Raw genomic sequence first — 18,200 nt, forward strand, 5'->3', positions numbered from 1 at the left:
AAATGCCTATGCCATTCTTTGCGTTGGCTTCCAACGTGCCAGCTCTGGATCAAGTTTGATACCTTGTGAAGTCAGCAAGTTAACACGAGCCAAGTACGCCGCACCGTGCATCAAATGCTTAGCAAGGTCGACCGCATTACGCTGTTGGTAATCGTCTAGGTAGCTGTCTTTCGCCCATGCGTTGAATGCGCCAAGTGCCGGGCCTGCCCATACTTGGTAATCCATCTCACGACCTTGTTCGCCCGTGTTTGACCAACGGCTCGAAAGCCCCAAGTACCAACGGAAGATCAACGCCATTTTGCGTTTTGGATTGCCTTCAGCACGTTCGATCTGTTTAGGGTCGCGCTCGTTAAAGTGCGCCACAGTACCAGCCCAAATATCATCCAGAGTTGAACGGAATACCTGCTTCTCTAGCTTTTGACGCTCTTCAACTGGAATCGCTTCAATCGAGTCGTAACGTGTGTAGATCTCGTACAGCTTGTTTGCACGCATTGGGAACAAGGTGCCACGTTTAACCACTTGCAGTTTCACGCCCATTTCGAACATGTCTGCCGCAGGAGCCATAGTTACGTCAGCCATTTCGGTTGTCGAAAGTAGCTTACGTGTGTGCTCGCTCGCGCCAGCCTCAACACACGCTTGGTTGATAGAACCGGTAACAATGTATGCCGCACCCATGTTAAACGTTGCTAGAGCAGCGTGAGGCGTACCTACGCCACCACCACAACCGACACGTAGCGGTGTTTTAAATTGGTATTGAGCTTGGATTTGCTCTTTCAGGGCAAGAATCGTTGGTAGTAAGGTAACCAGCGGACGGTTATCGGTGTGGCCACCTGAATCGGCCTCTGCAGTAATGTCATCAGCCATAGGAACAAGCTGTGCTAGCTCCATCTGTTCTGTTGTGATTCGGCCTTCATCAACCAGAGCTTGCAGCATTTTCACAGGAGCAGGCTGCATGAACTTACTTGCGACTTCAGTGCGGCTTACCTTAGCAATAACTTTGTTGCCAATCTGAATCTCACCTTGTGCATCGCGGCTAAGGCCAGCGGCACGGTAGTGAACGATTTGCGGTGTTAGACCTAAGAATGCTGAAGCTTCAACTGTTTTCACTTTGTGCTTCAAAAACAGCTCAACACTGCCGCGCTCTAGCGCTGGTTCGCTTGGGCTGTGAATCAAGTTAAACGCGTAAGGACCGTTTGGCAGTGCAGCTTGAATGCGGTTGATCGCTTGCTCAACGCGAGACGGGATTAAGCCCGCCGCGCCAAATGAACAAAGAATGCCAGCTTGGCCAAGCGCAATCACCAACTCTTCAGATGAAATTCCGTTAGCCATTGCGCCCGCGTAGTAAGCGTATTTCACGCCGTGGCAGCGACGAAAATCTTCGTCGCCTAGGCTTTGTGTACCAAGAGCGGGAGCAAAGGCGCTAACAGGTTGGCTGTTCGCCGAGCTTGCTGAATCACCCGATGCAATCTCAGCTTGTTGGCTTACGCCTAAGCCTTTCTCTGGGTGGTTCACTACGTAACAAGCAAGGCTTAAATCTTTCAAGATTGTTGACATTGCTGCGTTATCGAAACGCGTTGTGTTCTCTTCGATCTGCCAAGGCCACGGAGATAGCTTTTCGTTATTGATTGTAGTTTGAGTTGTCATACTAAATTCTTTCCTAATTCTCTGTCTCTAATGGCGGCTTATGCTTTCTTGATACCAGAAGCTTTATCGATAGCAGGGGCTTCTTCGATACAAATCGCGATGTCTTTCACTTCGTAAATACGCAGACCATCTTTACTCAGGTTTGCGTCACCAACGATGATGCGTTTGCCGTCTTCGTCTTTAATCGCAGTGATGTGTACATCCAGAGACATCTGTTTGTTCAGAGGGTTAATCTGACCACGGTATTTCCACTTCACTTCAGATTGAATTTGACCAAACTTAGGATTGCGGAAGCCAGCGCCAAGATCTTTGTTTAGCGCGTAGGTTTGCATCAGTTCGATGATCGCTTCGACACCTAGAGAACCTGGCATTACTGGGTCTTGATGGAAGTGGAACTGGAAGAACCAATCACTTGGGTCAATTGTACGCTCAGCGTATAGGTAACCAAGACCGTCTTTACCACCATCGCTGGTGATCTGCACAGTATCGATAAAGTTCAAGCGACCGCCAGCCAGTTGGTAGTGCTCTTGCACTTCACCAGTAGCAGAAACGGGTGCATTGAAGTAACGCGTCGTTTTGTCTAGTAGGTTGATGTTTACATCCGGCGTGCGGTTGTTATCAACGTGCCAAGGGTGAGTTACTTTACCGTTGTCCAAACCAAGCTGATCTTTCAGTGCTGCGCCCTTGAAGTAACCAAATACCGCTGTACCTTGGTAGAAAGGCACGCCGTCAGTGCTCAGTTCGAAGCTGAAGCTCTGTACGATGTTGGTGCCCATCATTACTGTTGAAAGCAGACGAGAATCGTTGGTAATTGTTTTGCCACGCAAGTCGACGTTACGCAGCATTTTGCCGCTGCCATCTAGGTTGCGGAAAAACAGTTCTTCACCTGGGAAGCCCAGTGTTGTGCCCATGTAGCCAGAGATAAAGCCGTTTGGCTGCAGTGAAATCTCCATCAACACCGAGTAAGGCATTAAGGTGTGGTGGCTGTTTTCATCAAAGTACCATGCATTTTCTGGCACTTCGTATTCTGCGATACACGATGAAGGTTTCTTGAAGTCGCCACGCTTGCCATCAATCTCGACGACACGAGTGGTTAGCTGTAGGTCGCCACACGGAGTACGTGGTGGAATCATCCCACGGTAGATAGAGAAATCAGGGCCGAAACATTTCTCGATATCACCGGTTGCGAATTCGAACATGTGGTAAGGCGTGAACGGAACCGTATCGGGTGTGCGGTTCGGGTAATCCGGCGTAACCGGAGCTTCAACGTGTTGAAGTGGAATCACGCCTTTGTTTGGCGCTGTTGCTAGGTCTTCAATTTGCGCCATCAATGGCGCATTCGCTGAAGCCTGTTGATTCACTGCCGGTGTATGGCCCAAGTTTTCGATAATAGGGGGCGCGACAGCTGTTTCTAAAGAAGGCAGGTAACGAGTACATTCGTCGTCTTCTTTGATCATCACACCCAAGTTTTGGAAATCAACAATCACTTTGCCGTTCAATAAGATATCAATGTTAGCTTTCGCGTATGGACGAGGGCTTAGACCAATCTCGGTCACTTCCATGCGGTACGTCAGTTCTGCCGATTGTGGGAGAACTTGACCACGACAACGCACTTGTTGAGGGGCATTTTCAAGCGGTTGGAAACGACCATTTTGAACAAGCGTGTGCATGCCAAGGTGCATCATGAAGAATTGAAGAAGTTGACCACAACCTTCTGCCATCAAAGAGCCAGCCATTACTGAGTCATCTTTGAAGTGACAAGGGAAGTACCAGTGCTCAGGCTCTAGCTGCTTGTGACCTTCAATCAGACCAAGTCCCCATGTGCCGCCTTGCGGTTCAACACGGCTGACCTTTTCGATCATCATGAACTTCTCTGAGCTGAAGCACAAAGAAGGCTGGTGGCGATTGGATTGGTGAGTTGGGCCAAAACACTCTGCAATGTTTGCAGTCAGCAGGTGGCGCAGTTCTTGGTGGTTAAACTGCGTTTTAGGGCAGTGCAGCATAGGGTCGAAGCGTTGCTTAGTTGCCAGCTTACGAGCCTTGATTTCATCTTCAGTGTGAATCACACCTTTGCCGTCTGCTAGCTCTTCATCAGTGAAGAAGCCCGCACAACCGTTATCCATTTTAAGGATCATCTTGTCGCCAACGAAACATTCGTACGAGAAGAAGAACAGCAGCGTGTCGCCATTGCGAGCAAAGCTGTTGATTGAGATGTCGTAACGCAGCGTATCGCCACCACGAGGCAAGTCGCCAAGGAAGGTCAGCGTACAGTCAAGTAAGCGATAAACACGCTCGCCTTTGTTTTCAAAATCGATACCTAAGTAGCTGATCAGCATTAGGTCGCACTGACCTGATTCAACTGCAACAGCCCAAGGGATCTGACCATCTACAAGGTACGGCGCATCAACTGGGATGTCGTACTCTGTGGTCATAGTGCTTGGCTTGTACTCGTTCACTGTCGCGTTGAGCTTGGTTACACGAGATACCAATAGGTAGTCTGTGGTTGGTAGGCGAACGCGGCGCGAGTAGCTATCGATGATCGCGTAGTCAGGGCCAAATACATTGGCGATGTCGCCTTCAGCGTATTCAACCAAATCATCGTAATCCCAGATACATGGTTTACGGATAGGTTTTACTGGTGCAGGTGTCGCAAGTGCGTTTACTGGTGTTGACTGAACCTGATCTGGTTGAGCTTGAACAGGCTGAGTTGATGTTTCGGCTGAGCTATCTAAACCAGATGTCACTGCGTTTAGCTGTGCTTTTAATAGCGCATCAGCCATCTGCATGCCTTGGGCACGAGTGTGCAGGAATGCTTTGTGTACTTGCTGCGCTGCTTGCTGGTTTTGAGCAAAAGCTTGGTTGTGTGGTGTTACAGACGGCTGTAATGCTGCATCCGTATTAGCGTCGATTTGAGACGCGCCATTTTTAGCGGATAGGACATGAGTCATATTGCTGTGGTTACCTGTTAGCTGACTGTGGCGAGTTGGCGCCAGAGTAGGGGATACTGATGTAGGAGTTTCGATGACTGGCTCTACCGCGTTCTGCGCTAATGCCTTCTTCTCTAACTCTTTTTGCGCAAGGGCTGCTTGAATGCTTGCTGTCGTTTGAATCGACGCCACTCTTGCCGCTTGTTTACCAAAAGCTTTCTGTTGAATCGTTGCCAAGTTGGTCACTGGGGTTTGGGCAATATGTTGATAGATATCGCGACCACCAAGAGTCACTTGCTTAACCAATTGACGTTTAGCATCGCTCGCCAGTTCATTGCTTAAACGAACGGAAAGTGACTGAGATTCAACACTTGACTGGCTCAGTAGCAGCTGTGAACATTGTCCTTCGCTGATGTTGACAACAATCGCGCTCTTAGATCTGGCATTTGGATTCAGAGACTCAAGGTTCAGGTTGAGCAGACCGTGTAGCAGGCTTGCCATACCAGAGGCTGCAGAGCAGTGACCCACACGTTGACTCGCTTGAGTCGTCTTTGTGTTCCCTAAACTTAGAGACGAAGACTGATGTAATGAAGATTCAGGTGCATGGTTAAGCTCAAGCAGAGAAACATCGTTTAAGCTCATACCGACTTGAGTCAGTAACTCATCAGCAACTGCATTGTTACGCTCGCTTGAACCAAAGGCCAATGCGTTGATACTGCCGTAAGCCGTATCTTGGTTGCTCGCCACTCGACTCTCTTCAACAAGAACAATTGCACCTGCGCCTTCGCCCACATTCCAACTGCCGTCTTGCGGTTGTCCGAATTTTGGAGCAAGTGACACTGGGCTCACGCTGTTCTTCAGAATCACATGTTCTGCACTGCCGCTTAGGTCAACGGCTGCAATCACGACTGCGTCCATGGATTCTTGCGACATCAAGTTTTGTGCGACATCGATACAACGAGCAACTGACTGTTCAGCGGCTGAAATCGTAAAGGCAGGGCCGTTAAAGTCCCACAATGAAGAGATACGCGAAGCCATGATATTACCGATGAAACTGGTGTATTGGTTCAGCTTGGCTGCGTCCATCACACTGTCCATCGCGATGGTTTTTAGCGATTGGTATTCGTCTTGTGTTAGCTCAATACCCATGTTGGCAAAGCTGTCAGCCAATTGGCTATGCAGGTTTACGCGTCCACGGAATTGGTGCATCTCAAGCTCTGTTTCCATCGCAACGAGTACTGCAACCTTTTGGCCTGCTACAAGCTTGGCATCTTTGATCGCTTCGTCTGCAACTTTCATCAGTAGCAACTGCTGAGAGATCAAACGGTCATCTTCATTAGGCGGCACTTTGAAGCGAAGGAAGTCGAGATCGAACTGATCGATGTAGGCTCCGTTTGGAATACCGTGTAAACCAAACTGGTTCAGCAGTTCTGGATGTTGGTCTAAACCTTTCCAGCGCTTCTTAGGCAAGGCAATGAAAGCATCGTTGTTGGTTTCAATCGCAGTGCTCAGCGCGTTGATACTTTGCAGAGAACCAAAGTGAGACGCTAGACCTGTAATGCTTAAATTAGACGGTTGTAGGCTTGGAGAAGCCGACTCTTGAGTCTGGTTTACATGACGAGTGTCTGAATACGCTTCAAGCAGTAAGTGAGCATTACAACCACCGAAACCAAATACAGAAACACCCGCGCAGCGCTCTGGGTTGCCCGCTTTATTTGGCCAAGGTTGAACCTGGGTTGGCAGAGTCTGTGAGCCAAATAAACCTTCTGGCGACGATAGTGGCTTGTCCAAATTAATACTTGGCGGAAGCACGCCTTCTTTCATCGCAAAGATCATCTTCATGATCCCTGGCATACCCGCCGCAGTCAGTAAGTGGCCGAGGTTTGACTTCGCAGAGCCAATCAATGGCGGGTTAGAACCATTCAATTTGTCAGCAAAGAAACGCTCCATTGAGGTTAACTCAACCTTGTCACCTAATGGCGTGCCGGTTGCGTGACACTCAATCACTTCAATGCTGTCTGGCGATAGGTTAGAAGCTTCGTAAGCGCGTTCAAAGGCTTGTACTTGTCCTTTGCTGTTTGGGCTTAATACGAACTGGCCACGGCCATCGTTCGACAAGCCAATACCGCTGACAACTGCGTAAATGTTGTCGCCATCACGCTCTGCATCAGCTAAGCGTTTTAGGACTAAAACACCGGCACCTTCGCCAGCAAACAGACCTTTACTGTTGCTATCAAACGGAACTGACACACCGTGGTCAGGGTAAGCGTGGAAGATGGAAAAACCCATGTTGATAAAGAATGGGTCAGCACCGGATACCGCGCCTGCCAACATCATGTCGGCCTTGCCCGTATTCAAGTAATCACAGGCTAACTTCAATGAATAGACTGAGCTTGCACATGCTGCATCTAGGCTAAGTTGCACGTTGCCTAGACCCAATGCATCAGCCACTAGCTTAGAGGCGTTATGTGCAGCAGCGCCGTTGATAGGGTTGAGGTCATGAGCCGTTTCATTGGTTGGTAGCAGTGAAAACTGGTCATTAGCCAATTTAGCTTGTAGTGCTTTCTCGACCACCGAGTGATACATCGGCAGAAACAAGTCGTTTGAACGTGTGGTTGGGAACGAAAGGGCACCCATGATCACGCCTGTGCGCTCTAAAACATCGTCATTCAGATCAATGCCTGCGTCGACTAACGCCTTACGACTGGTGTCCAAAGCCCATAGGAAACTCTGGTCAACACCGTTGAACGACTCTGCTGTTAAGCGGTAGCCATTGCTATCGAAATTGAAGTTTTCGATGTAGCCGCCTTTATCACAGTAAAAGCGGTCTGACTCACCTTGTACACCCTGATAGCTTTCAGGTTTAGCACCTAACTTTTCAGCGCTTAATATGGTGCGAGAATCTTTTTTATCTAGCAAGTTTTGCCAAAAGTCTTTTGGCGTATCCGCTTCTGGGTATTGGTTAGCAATACCAACAATCGCGATCTTATTGCATTTCACTTGCTGCTTATTCTTAGTTTGAGTTTGAGTTTGAGCCTGATACTGGTTCGATTGAGAACTCATACTAGCTCTCCTTGATGATTCACTGCGCTGCCTTGAGACACACCACGTAATTGCTTAGCGGCGGTGATCTGTTGTTCTAGCCCTTGAATAAGTGGCTCGACAGACAGTGGAATTTGGTGAGTAATGAGCTGGCCAATACACTTGATGAGCGTGACAATATCGTCACCACCCTTGGCATTGGAAGCGATTGTGCAGTACTGGTCGGCTACGTTGTCGCTACGATTGATCTTGTCGATCAATGTGCTGGTTTGACGATCGGCACCTACTTCGACAAACAGACGCGCACCTTGCTGACGCGCACTCTGGATCAACGCGGTGAAATCCAGCGTCGAACAGAAAGTATCGGCAATTGAAAGGGCGATGCTGTCGCTGTCGATATTGATTGGTGCGCTCGTCGGTAGACCTGCTGCGCTGATAAAGCGGATATGCTTTGGCAATTCGTCGAACAGTGGTTGCGTGTAAAACTTACGCACTTGGCTATGTTGGCTCAATGCTGGTGTGGTGTGCATTGCGGTAACACGATTCGCGGCAATGCCACGTTTACCCAGTTTTTTGAGCAATGCACGACATGTGCTTTCACAACCGGCCAGTACGCAAGTATCACCTTGGATAATGGCAAGGTAAGCACGTGGGAATTCTGGTAACAGAGCCTCAATTGCTTGCGCATCACTGCGAACCACAAAGCTATTCCATTGGATGCTTTCGTCACCGTTCAGCTGCCAATCTTGACGTACTGCGGTGAGTTCGCCAGAAATAGCCGTGGTGAAGATAGGACTGGTTTGAGTCATCTCAATTAGCGCATGTGGGTTTTTCCAAACATTCAAGCTAGCCCACATGGAAGCTTCACCCTTGGAGTAACCCAAGGCGAAGTCTGGCTGCACTTTGAATTCTTCACACAGTAGTTGTGTTAACAGATAACTACTGCCCACACCTGCAATTGCCAGCTCACTGAGCGACATTTCTTGCGCGTCTTCAGCGTAGGTTTTGTCAGCCTGTAGCATCTCTTTCAAGTTACCTTCGCGTTCTAAGCGAGCAAATAACTGTGGGAAATGGTGGTGAAACTCGCGCAACATGCCGGGATAAACCGTGCCAACACCAGGGTAAACAAATGCAACGCCACCTTTGCTTTGAGGCTTTGGAGAGAAACAACTGCCCGCAGGAGTTTTGTATTGGCTATTGTCAGCCATTACTTTTGGCAACGCATTTTCTACCGCTGTGATCTCTTGTAGTGCAGCATCAATTGAAGCGGCCTGAATCACGATATTCGCGCTAAGGCCAGCATTGTGCTGAACGCTTTGAAAGTGACTTAGGTTTGAATGCATCAAGCTGGCGATAGCAAGTTCACTGTCTGCCAATTCGCTAACGCATTTAAGCTCTTCTCTTAACGAGGTTAGCTGAGAAACCAATTCAGCTTGGTCATTGCCAGAAACCACAAACATCAAACGCTCACTTGATAGCAAGGGTTTTGGTTGTTGCAAACCGGTCGCTTGAGTCAATATCAGGCTGGTGGATTGTTGGCTATCGTCGCTGAAAGTTAACGCAGCAACACGTGCTTTGTTCGGCTCAGTGAACCAATAATGACTCGGTAATGAACGGCTCGATATAGCCTCAACTATATTCAACAATTCATCAAACTGCTGTGAAGCAGATAGGGTTGAGTATTGCTGTTGATGGCTTAAATCTGCAGCGGGGCGGCGTGCAATATCCAGAGCTAGCTGAATGCTATTTCCGGTAGCTGTATCTACAAAGCTCGCCAAATTCGCGTGTGGGTGAATTTTATTCTGAGCAGCATTCAGCGCACTCAGCATCAACAATGATGGTGAGTGAGAATCCAAACAGAGCTTAACGGCATTACCTTGATTGACTGCCTCGATGGCGTGAGTAAGTGCTTGATTAAAATTGCCACCAACCACAACAGTTATCATCTCTGGGAGCGAGGGGAATAAGTCGGCAGAAAGCTCAGCCGCGTTTGCTGGCTGAGCTAAAAGAGCGATGCGCAATGGCATCGCTTTATTAGTAGGAACAGTCACTATGACAATTGCTCCTTTTCTGCGTTCTTAGTTGCCTCTTTCTTCGATACTGCTGAGCTAGATTTCGGCAAAAATGCGTCATTTAAGCTCTTGCTGATGGTGACTTTGGCACCTTTCATTACCGCGCTTAAACGACCATCTTGGTGGTAAAGCGAGATGTCAGCTTGCAGCGAACGAGCCGTGCTTTTTATCACGCTCAGCTCTAGCCAACCTTGGTCACCATCGTGCATCGGTGCGTAACAAATAAACTCACCGATTGCAGACGGTAGGCTTGCCGCGCCGTATTTCAATCGAGCCCATACCAACATGGCTTGCAACAGATAATCTTCCGCAAATGGTTGGCTATCACCAAAACCTTGCTTAGGGATAAATGATCCGCAGTCGCTGTTTTCAATCTGAGGCAACTGGCATTGAGCCAATAAGCCTAAGTCGTCAAAACGTTCAACTGAGGTAATACCTTGCAGTCTTGGTCCATGAAACAGAGTGCCGTCACTGTATAGAGCTTGTGCCGTTGTTACAGGTGCTGAAGTGTTGGCTTTAAAGCGCTTTGTCGACGCTTGTTGAACATCTTCAGACACTTGCACAGAGGCAACTTGCAACTGAGCTTGATACTGTGGTCGCCCTTGGCAACTGATCACTGCTTTTAGCTGACCTTTTGATTTAGCATCAGAGGAAAGAACCAGTTTCAGCTCTTGCACTTCATCAGTATCAAAAATCACACCTTTCAGCAGTTTGTAGTTGTGAACGCTAACGTTCACCCCTAACAGTTGCTCAGCGACTTCACGCATCCATTGGATGGCACACACTGTCGGTAACACTGGGTTACCGGCAATGCAGTGATCTTGAATGAAAGGCAATGCCTTTGGATCAAGATGACGTGTCACAGTAATGCTTGTATTCAGCGGACTCTCTGCAAGATGCACAGACTCCGCATTAAGCTTTTTTACAGCAGCTTCCTTGTTGTCAGAACCTTGCATGCTCGTACCAACCAGCAGTTGAATACCAGTTTCGTTCAGTAGCTGAGAGCTAAACAGCTCTGCACCCGCTTGAAGAGGAATTACGTACACACCGCGCTCTGTAAACATACGCTTCAGCGCTGCGTTTACCATGCCGCCGTCCCACGGTCCCCAGTTGAAGCTCATCACTTTCGCTTGAGGGTTACGCGCAGACAATTGCAGAGCCGCTTTGTTTAGGATCTCGTTAGACATCGAGTAGTCGCTTTGGCCTGTGTTTCCGTAGAAACCTGCCGCCGAAGAGAACATCGCAATCAGTTTTAGTTTGCTGCTATCAAGACCACCAAGAACTGCTTCTAATCCGCCCACTTTCGTGCCGTAAACCATGTTCAGTTCATCAAGCGTTTTGTCTTGAATGTGTTTGTCAGCCAGTACACCTGCACCGTGGATAAGACCTGTAATGTCGTCGAAATTTGCCAGTGTTTTCCCTACTGACTCATGGTACGAAACATCTAAGCTTAGGTATTCAGCGCTCGCGCCAATCTCGTTGAAAGCGGTAAGTGCTGCGTTGATTTCAAGGCTGCTCAATACCGGTTTTAGCAGATCATCAACTTTCTTCGGCGTTGGCTTATCACCCGTAGCTTGTAGGTGAGCGATAGCCGCTGGTTTTAGCTCTTTCTCTTGCTTGCCTTGTGCCCACTGAGGTAGTTCAGCTGAAGTAATATGCTTACTACGACCTGCAAGAATGAAATGAGATTTACATTGCTTAGCAAGCGTCAGTGCACATTCAAACGTCACGCCTTTAGCGCCACCAGTTACGAGAACTTTGTCGCTCTTGGTGAGTTGAGCGCCTGCGTTTTTGGTTTGTGCTGCACCTGGTGTTGAAGCAATCAATGTTGCACGACCAGATTCACCGTTTTCCGCATGGCTAAGGCCGATTTCAACCGTGTTGGTATCGATATCGAATAGTTCGCCAGTGATAGCTTCAGCTAGGTGACGAGCATCAATAGAAGCGTCAGCATCCAATGCTCGGCAGAACACGTTTGACCATTCATGGCTCAGTGTCTTAGTGAGACCAGACAACGCGGCTTGGTTGAGTTCTGCATTCGCTAATTGCTTAGTATCTAGGTAACCAAAGCCACCATCGATACGGCTTAGTGTGAAGAACACACTGCGACCAGAAACGGCATTCAGTTGGTCATTTAGGTGCTTGGCGAATAAGAACGCTGTCGTCAGTGAAGCTCTTGAGTCTGCATTCAAGTTAACCGCTTGCTCGTTGCTTTGCTTGGCATCAACGATAGCTTGTAAATGAATGAAGCCAGCAATCACTTTGTTCGACGTTTTAAGGTCTGCTTCGATGTCGTTAATAACTGCAGTCACACCAGCATCATCGACGCTGTTGATCGTGTAGCTTGCGATTTCACTGTTTAAAGGTGACGCGGCAGAAAGAGCACTACGCACTACAGCAACTTGAATGCCGTTAGCGGTCAACTTTTCTGCTAGAACACCAGCGTTGTGACCATCATCTGTGATCACGACACAAGCATCTTTTGAGAAACAATCGACGAGTTTATCTGCCGCTGGTAGCTTTTTTAGCGCCACCTCATTGTGTGGAGGAAGTTCCGCTGTCGCTGTTTCTGCGATAGGCGTTACTGAATCAGCTTTAGCAGTCGCTACGGGTGCAGCAGCGGATAGCTTACTTTGCATGTAGGTAACGATTTCACCAAGTGTACGACACTCAGCTAAGTCTTCAGGGTTTAGCTCCGGCAGCGTTGGCAGCTGGTCTTGAACTGTACCCAGGATCTCAACGCGTTTAATCGAATCGATACCAAGGTCTGCTTCCATGTCCATCGCTAGGTCGAGCATTTCTGCTGGGTAGCCTGTTTTGTCGGCAACCACTTCCATCATTGTGGATTGAACATGTTCAGGGTTCAGGTCGTTGCTTGCGCTTCCTGCAGCGGCTGTAGCTGCTTCTGGAGCGACTGTCGCAGCTTCTGAACTAGGAGCTAATTTGCTGTTCATGTAGTCAACGATTTCGCCAAGAGTACGACACTCAGCTAGATCTTCAGGGTTCAGCTCTGGCAATGTTGGTAGTTGATCTTGAACCGTACCAAGGATCTCAACACGTTTGATTGAGTCAATGCCAAGGTCTGCTTCCATGTCCATTGCTAGGTCGAGCATTTCTGTTGGGTAGCCCGTTTTATCAGCCACTACGCTCAGCATTGTGCTTTGAACTTGCTCAGCGTTTAAACCGTTTGAGACTGCTTGCGCTGGTGCAGATGCTTGAGCTGCTACTGGAGCAGAAGCTGGAAGCTTGCTGTTCATATAGTCTACGATTTCGCCAAGAGTACGACACTCAGCGAGATCTTCAGGGTTTAGCTCTGGAAGAGTCGGTAATTCGTCTTGAACCGTACCTAGGATTTCAACACGTTTGATTGAATCGATACCAAGGTCAGCTTCCATGTCCATTGCTAGGTCTAGCATTTCAGTCGGGTAGCCCGTTTTCTCTGCTACTACTTCTAACATGGTTTCTTGAACAACAGCTGCATCTAGTCCATTGTTAGCTGCTGCTGGAGCAACTACTTCCGTTTGTGCTGCAACTGGTGCAGAAGTCGGAAGTTTACTGTTCATGTAGTCAACAATCTCGCCAAGAGTGCGACACTCAGCTAAGTCTTCAGGGTTTAGCTCTGGAAGAGTAGGCAGTTCATCTTGAACCGTACCAAGAATCTCAACACGCTTGATTGAGTCGATACCAAGGTCTGCTTCCATATCCATTTCTAGATCAAGCATTTCCGTTGGGTAACCCGTTTTCTCAGCAACTACTTCTAGCATGGTTTGTTGAACGACTTTCGCATCAAGACCGTTAGCTACAGCAACTGCTTGAACTGGTGCGGCTTCATTAGCTGAAACTCCAGAAGGCATCTTGCTGTTCATGTAAGTAACGATTTCACCAAGAGTACGACACTCAGCTAAATCTTCAGGGTTCAGCTCAGGTAGGTTTTGCATTTCATCTTGAACGGTACCAAGGATCTCTACGCGCTTGATTGAGTCGATACCAAGGTCTGCTTCCATGTCCATTTCTAGATCAAGCATTTCCGTTGGGTAACCCGTTTTCTCAGCGACCACTTCTAGCATCACTTTTTCAGCATCGGCTGATTGTACTTCTACTGGTGCAGCGACAGGAGCCGGTTGCGCTTTAACTGGCACAGGCTGAGCTGCAACAGGTGCTGCTGCTTGAGCCACTACTTGTGGTGCAGGAACGGCTTTCTGGACTGGAGCTTGTTGAGCTGCTGTCTTTTGAAGCGGTGCAGCTTGAACTGGCGCGGCCGGTACAGGAGCAGTTTGCACTTGAGCTACAGGCTGCTGAACGATAGCTGTTGGAGCAACTGGAGCTTGAATCGCAGGTTGAGCATTTGCTGGCGCAACGAAGGTTGGTTGTGTCGTTTGTACTGAACCTTGCGTCAGCATATTAAGTGCTGAGTTGTTGCTGTGCGCTTGCATTTCTAGGTAATGAGCGTGCGCTTTTAGCGTTTCAGCTTGGTGCTGGTGGAACATCTCCATAGAACGCTGTAGGTTCTCAGGAATTGCTACGCCTGCTGTTGCCATTTTCGCTTGCTCAGACATTAGGGTATTGAACGTATCACCGTATTGCTGAGGAATCGCCAAGAATTGCTGATGTACTTCTGCTGCTTGTTGTTGAGCATTGAAGAACGACTGCAGTGAAGATTCATCAACCGTTACTGAAGCTGTTGGCTGAATAGTCGCTGGTGCAGGTTGTGCTACTTGAGGTTGCTGAGTTGTTGTTGCTACTTGTGCACTTGGTGCTGGAGCAGTTGACTGTTGTATATTTGAAGCTTGAGGAGCAGCCACAGGTACTTCAACGATTTCTGTTTTAATCACTTCTTTTTCCACGATTTTCTCGACTTCAACTTTCACTTCAACAATCTCAGTCTTTTCGGTGACGTTGCCCGAAGCCAATGATTGATCCATTTTCTTACGAGTAGCAGGGCTGATGTAGTTGGTTGCATTCAGCTTGATGTTCATTGGTGATGCCTTTGCAGGTTCAGCAATGTCAGCTTGGTAAGGGTCAATGTTGTCTAATGAAACTCCTGCCACACACAGTTGAACCGCAGCTAAACGAAGCTGTTGGTCACTGTCGCCTTTAGGGCTTGGGTTGATGCTGATTGCGTAAAGCTCTTCGTTCTTATCAGCCAATGTTTTTTCAACCAGCTTTTGAAGAATGTTTTTCGGACCGAACTCAACGAATACGCGCGCACCTGCTTCATACATCGCTTCAATTTGCTCACTGAAACGAACCGATTGCAGCATATGTTGCTTGAACGCTTTCTTGATCGCTTTAGCGTCTTTGCTGTGTAGTTTGCCCGTTGCGTTTGAGTAAAGCGGCAGCGTTGGAGCGCTGAATGAAGCTTTATCAATTGCCGCAGCAAATGGCTTTTGAGCATGAGCAACAAGCGGCGTGTGGAAAGCACCAGAAACTGGCAGAGCAATTGCTTTGAAGCCTTGTTCAGTTAGCGCTTGTGCTGCTTGTTGAACCGTTGCAGTTGGACCAGCAATAACCAGTTGAGTCGGAGCGTTGTAGTTGGCAATACTCACGCCTTCGAATTGACTGATGCAGCTTTCAACGGCTGGAAGCTTGTCTGCGTCTAGGATGACCGCAAACATAGTACCGCTGTCGCCTTGTTCAGGTGTCGCCGCCATCGCATCGCCACGAGCGAAAGCTAACTGGTAGTAATCGTCTTGCGAGATAACCCCCGAAGCACATAGTGCGCTTAGTTCACCAAAGCTGTGGCCTGCGACCATGTCGGCTTTGAAGCCAGCTTGAGTCATGATGTCGAACTGACCCATAGACACAGTACCAATTGCACTTTGCGCATTGGCCGTGTTGGTTAACACAGCTTCTTGAGCTTTGGTTGCTTCTGGTGTGAAGGTTGGAATTGGGAATAGAATTTGGGACAGAGCCGTCTTTTTGTGCTGACCAAATACTTGATCCGCTTGCGCAAGCTGTTGGCGCATCTCTGGGTAATGACAAGCAAGCTCGCGACCCATGTTTAGATATTGCGAACCTTGACCTGCAAATAGCGCTGCTACTTTACCAGTGCCGTTTTCAGCAATCAGTGCCGACTCACGGTAGCTAGTACCGTTTGGCATCTGCCAATGTGTTTTAGTTTGGCTCTCAAGCATAGAAACCGCTTGAGTCAGCTGAGCTTGAAGGTCTGCTTGGTCAGTGACAACTAAACCAAGACGAGCATGTTTAGCGTTTACTTTACGTAGAGAGTGTTGCTCAGCAAGTGCTTCCAGTTTGAACGCAGCATCGGCAGCTTGAGTTGAAACCTGTTTTAGCTCGTCGATCAGTGCTTGGCGAGATTCTGCGCTGAACAACAGAGTTTGCGGTACTTGGCGCTGACGGTATTTGTCACCGCGAGCGTGCTCTGGCGTGTACTCTTCTAATACAACGTGGAAGTTAGTGCCACCAAAACCGAATGAGCTGATACCTGCACGGCGCGGTGTGCCGTCGACACGTTTCATCCAAGGACGAGTTTGTGTGTTTAGGTAGAACGGAGAGTTCTCGATATCCAGTTTAGGATTCGGGCTCGACACGTTGATCGTTGGCGGCAGTACTTTGTGGTGCAGTGCTAATGCAGCTTTGATTAAACCTGCAGTACCCGCAGTTGATTTGGTGTGACCTATTTGAGATTTCACAGAACCTAACGCAATGTGTTGCTTCTCTTCATTGTTCTCACTGAATACCGAGTTTAAGCCACCAAATTCAGCAACATCGCCAGCTGCTGTACCTGTGCCGTGCGCTTCTAGTAGGCCAAGCGTGTGCGGTGCGAAACCAGCATCATCGTAAGCACGTTTGAGTGCTTTTGCTTGTCCTTCAGGGCGAGGTGCGTAAATACTCTTGAACTTACCATCCGAAGAAGAACCGACACCTTTAATCACTGAGTAGATTCTGTCGCCGTCGCGTTCAGCATCTTCAAGGCGCTTCAGAGCAACCATGCCGATGCCTTCACCAATCATCATGCCTTTTGAGTCGATATCGAAAGGTTGAATGGTTTCATTGGTGGTAAATGCTGGGGTTTTAGAGAAGCTCATGTACATGGTTGGTGAGTTATCAGTACACACACCACCAGTGATCATCATTTCACTGCGGCCTTCAACCAGCTCGCTCAGTGCCATGCGCATTGCGGCTAGAGAACCTGCACACGCAGCGTCTACCACACAGTTGATGCCACCAAGGTCAAAGCGGTTAGCGATACGACCTGAAATCACGTTACCCAATGAACCAGGGAATGAGTTCTCTTCCCAGTGGATGTATTGGTCTTGGAATTTTTTGATCAGCATTTCGCTGTCTTCGTCGTTGATGCCACTGCTCTTGAAGACTTTTTTCAAAACAGGGTATTGGAGACGAGCATTTAAGCTTTGAGCGATCTTCTGACCACCGCCTACACCGAGCGTAATACCGATCTTATCGCGATCGTAGCCTTCAGGCAGCTTCGCATCTTCAAGTACTTCTTTTGCCACGATCAGAGAAAGCAGCTGTGACGTATCAGTCAGTTCTAGGATATTTGGCGGAAGACCGAATTCCATAGGGTTGAAGTCAACTTCAGGGATGAAACCGCCGCGCTTACAGTAAGACTTGTCTGGCGTAGTACGATCTGAATCGTAGTAATCTTCTGGGCGCCAGTGCGTATCAGGCACTTCGGTAATTGCATCGATCTTTTCGCTGATCAAATCCCAGAATTTGTTTAGGTAGCGAGAGTTCGCAAACATGCTTGCCATACCAACAATAGCAATTGGCATGTCTTTAAGGCGTTTATTAAGTCGAGTGTCGTCGACTGATTCCGGTGTATTTTTTTCGGGTTGGCTCATTATGAGTCTCCACTTGAAATCACTGAGGGCGATGTCGTGTTTTGAGGCTGCGCTTTTAAATAAATCGAAAATAAATCTGAGACAGATTTGGGCAAACGCAGCTGAAGAGTAAGGCTACCGAAAGTCGGCCACCTGACTGAAATAGGGGGTGCTAAGTACAGTGACTTGCAGGGGTTGATTACGTTTTTCATGCGAGAAGAGGGCATTCGAATGTGAGGTTAATGTCCATTTAAATCCTGTCCAAAGTACTGCTTTATGCAAAGCAGGTATCCGCAATAAAAACGTGTGATTTTGTTTAATGGTTGAGCAGGCTACCCGAGGTGAGTGGCCGATACAATGCTCCCAGAGGCCACTATGATCTGTTCAGACCAGATGATTTTACTGAACTTTTGTTTTTTGTATTTTTAATGTAATTAACTTATTGATAATTAATGGGTATGAGTGGTTTTTTAGTGTTTGTACTCTATTTTTTGACTTGTTGAGATCTATGTCAGATTTTTGTAAGTAACATTTAATAGATGTCTGTTCCGTAAGGTGGAGTGTGATCTGTGTTTTAATTTGTTATTATTTTAAAAGTTAGTTTTAAGTCCCTATATGAAGGGTGTTTCCTGCGCAAATTCTCTATGTTTATCTCAAATCATAGGTGAGTTAAATTTGTTCGTTTTGATGTTTTTTTGATAAGTGGTTTG

General features: G+C 47.9%; 4 protein-coding genes. All 4 read right to left on the reverse strand.

All coding sequences use genetic code 11. The features are described from left to right. Positions 1-6: 6 nt before the first annotated feature. From pfaD to MSG34_RS10740, 4 genes are read right to left on the reverse strand one after another with little or no spacing between them, the layout of a single operon-like run. A complete protein-coding gene (gene pfaD / locus MSG34_RS10725; protein WP_122082001.1) occupies positions 7-1,644 on the reverse strand; it encodes an eicosapentaenoate synthase subunit PfaD in 1,638 nt (545 codons plus the stop codon). A 38-nt stretch (positions 1,645-1,682) separates the two neighbouring features. Next, positions 1,683-7,634, reverse strand: a complete 5,952-nt coding sequence (locus tag MSG34_RS10730) for a beta-ketoacyl synthase N-terminal-like domain-containing protein (protein ID WP_248337345.1) — start codon at positions 7,632-7,634, stop codon at positions 1,683-1,685. Then, positions 7,631-9,664, reverse strand: coding sequence for a PfaB family protein (locus tag MSG34_RS10735; RefSeq protein WP_248337347.1), 2,034 nt, complete (start codon positions 9,662-9,664; stop codon positions 7,631-7,633). The genes MSG34_RS10730 and MSG34_RS10735 overlap by 4 nt, the downstream gene beginning before the upstream one ends. Beyond that, positions 9,664-17,511 carry a type I polyketide synthase gene (locus tag MSG34_RS10740; RefSeq protein ID WP_248337349.1) on the reverse strand — a complete coding sequence of 2,616 codons (7,848 nt, stop codon included), beginning with the start codon at positions 17,509-17,511 and terminating at the stop codon, positions 9,664-9,666. Before MSG34_RS10740 ends, MSG34_RS10735 begins: the two co-directional genes overlap by 1 nt. Positions 17,512-18,200: the final 689 nt, after the last annotated feature.

The sequence above is a fragment of the Vibrio sp. 1CM2L genome, from assembly GCF_023161695.1.
GTDB classification, from domain to species: domain Bacteria; phylum Pseudomonadota; class Gammaproteobacteria; order Enterobacterales; family Vibrionaceae; genus Vibrio; species Vibrio coralliirubri.

Bases quoted from the DNA above. Each gene is read 5' to 3' on its own strand.
- pfaD (WP_122082001.1), bottom strand. From the start codon at position 1,644: ATGACAACTCAAACTACAATCAATAACGAAAAGCTATCTCCGTGGCCT.
- MSG34_RS10730 (WP_248337345.1), bottom strand. From the start codon at position 7,634: ATGAGTTCTCAATCGAACCAGTATCAGGCTCAAACTCAAACTCAAACT.
- MSG34_RS10740 (WP_248337349.1), bottom strand. From the start codon at position 17,511: ATGAGCCAACCCGAAAAAAATACACCGGAATCAGTCGACGACACTCGA.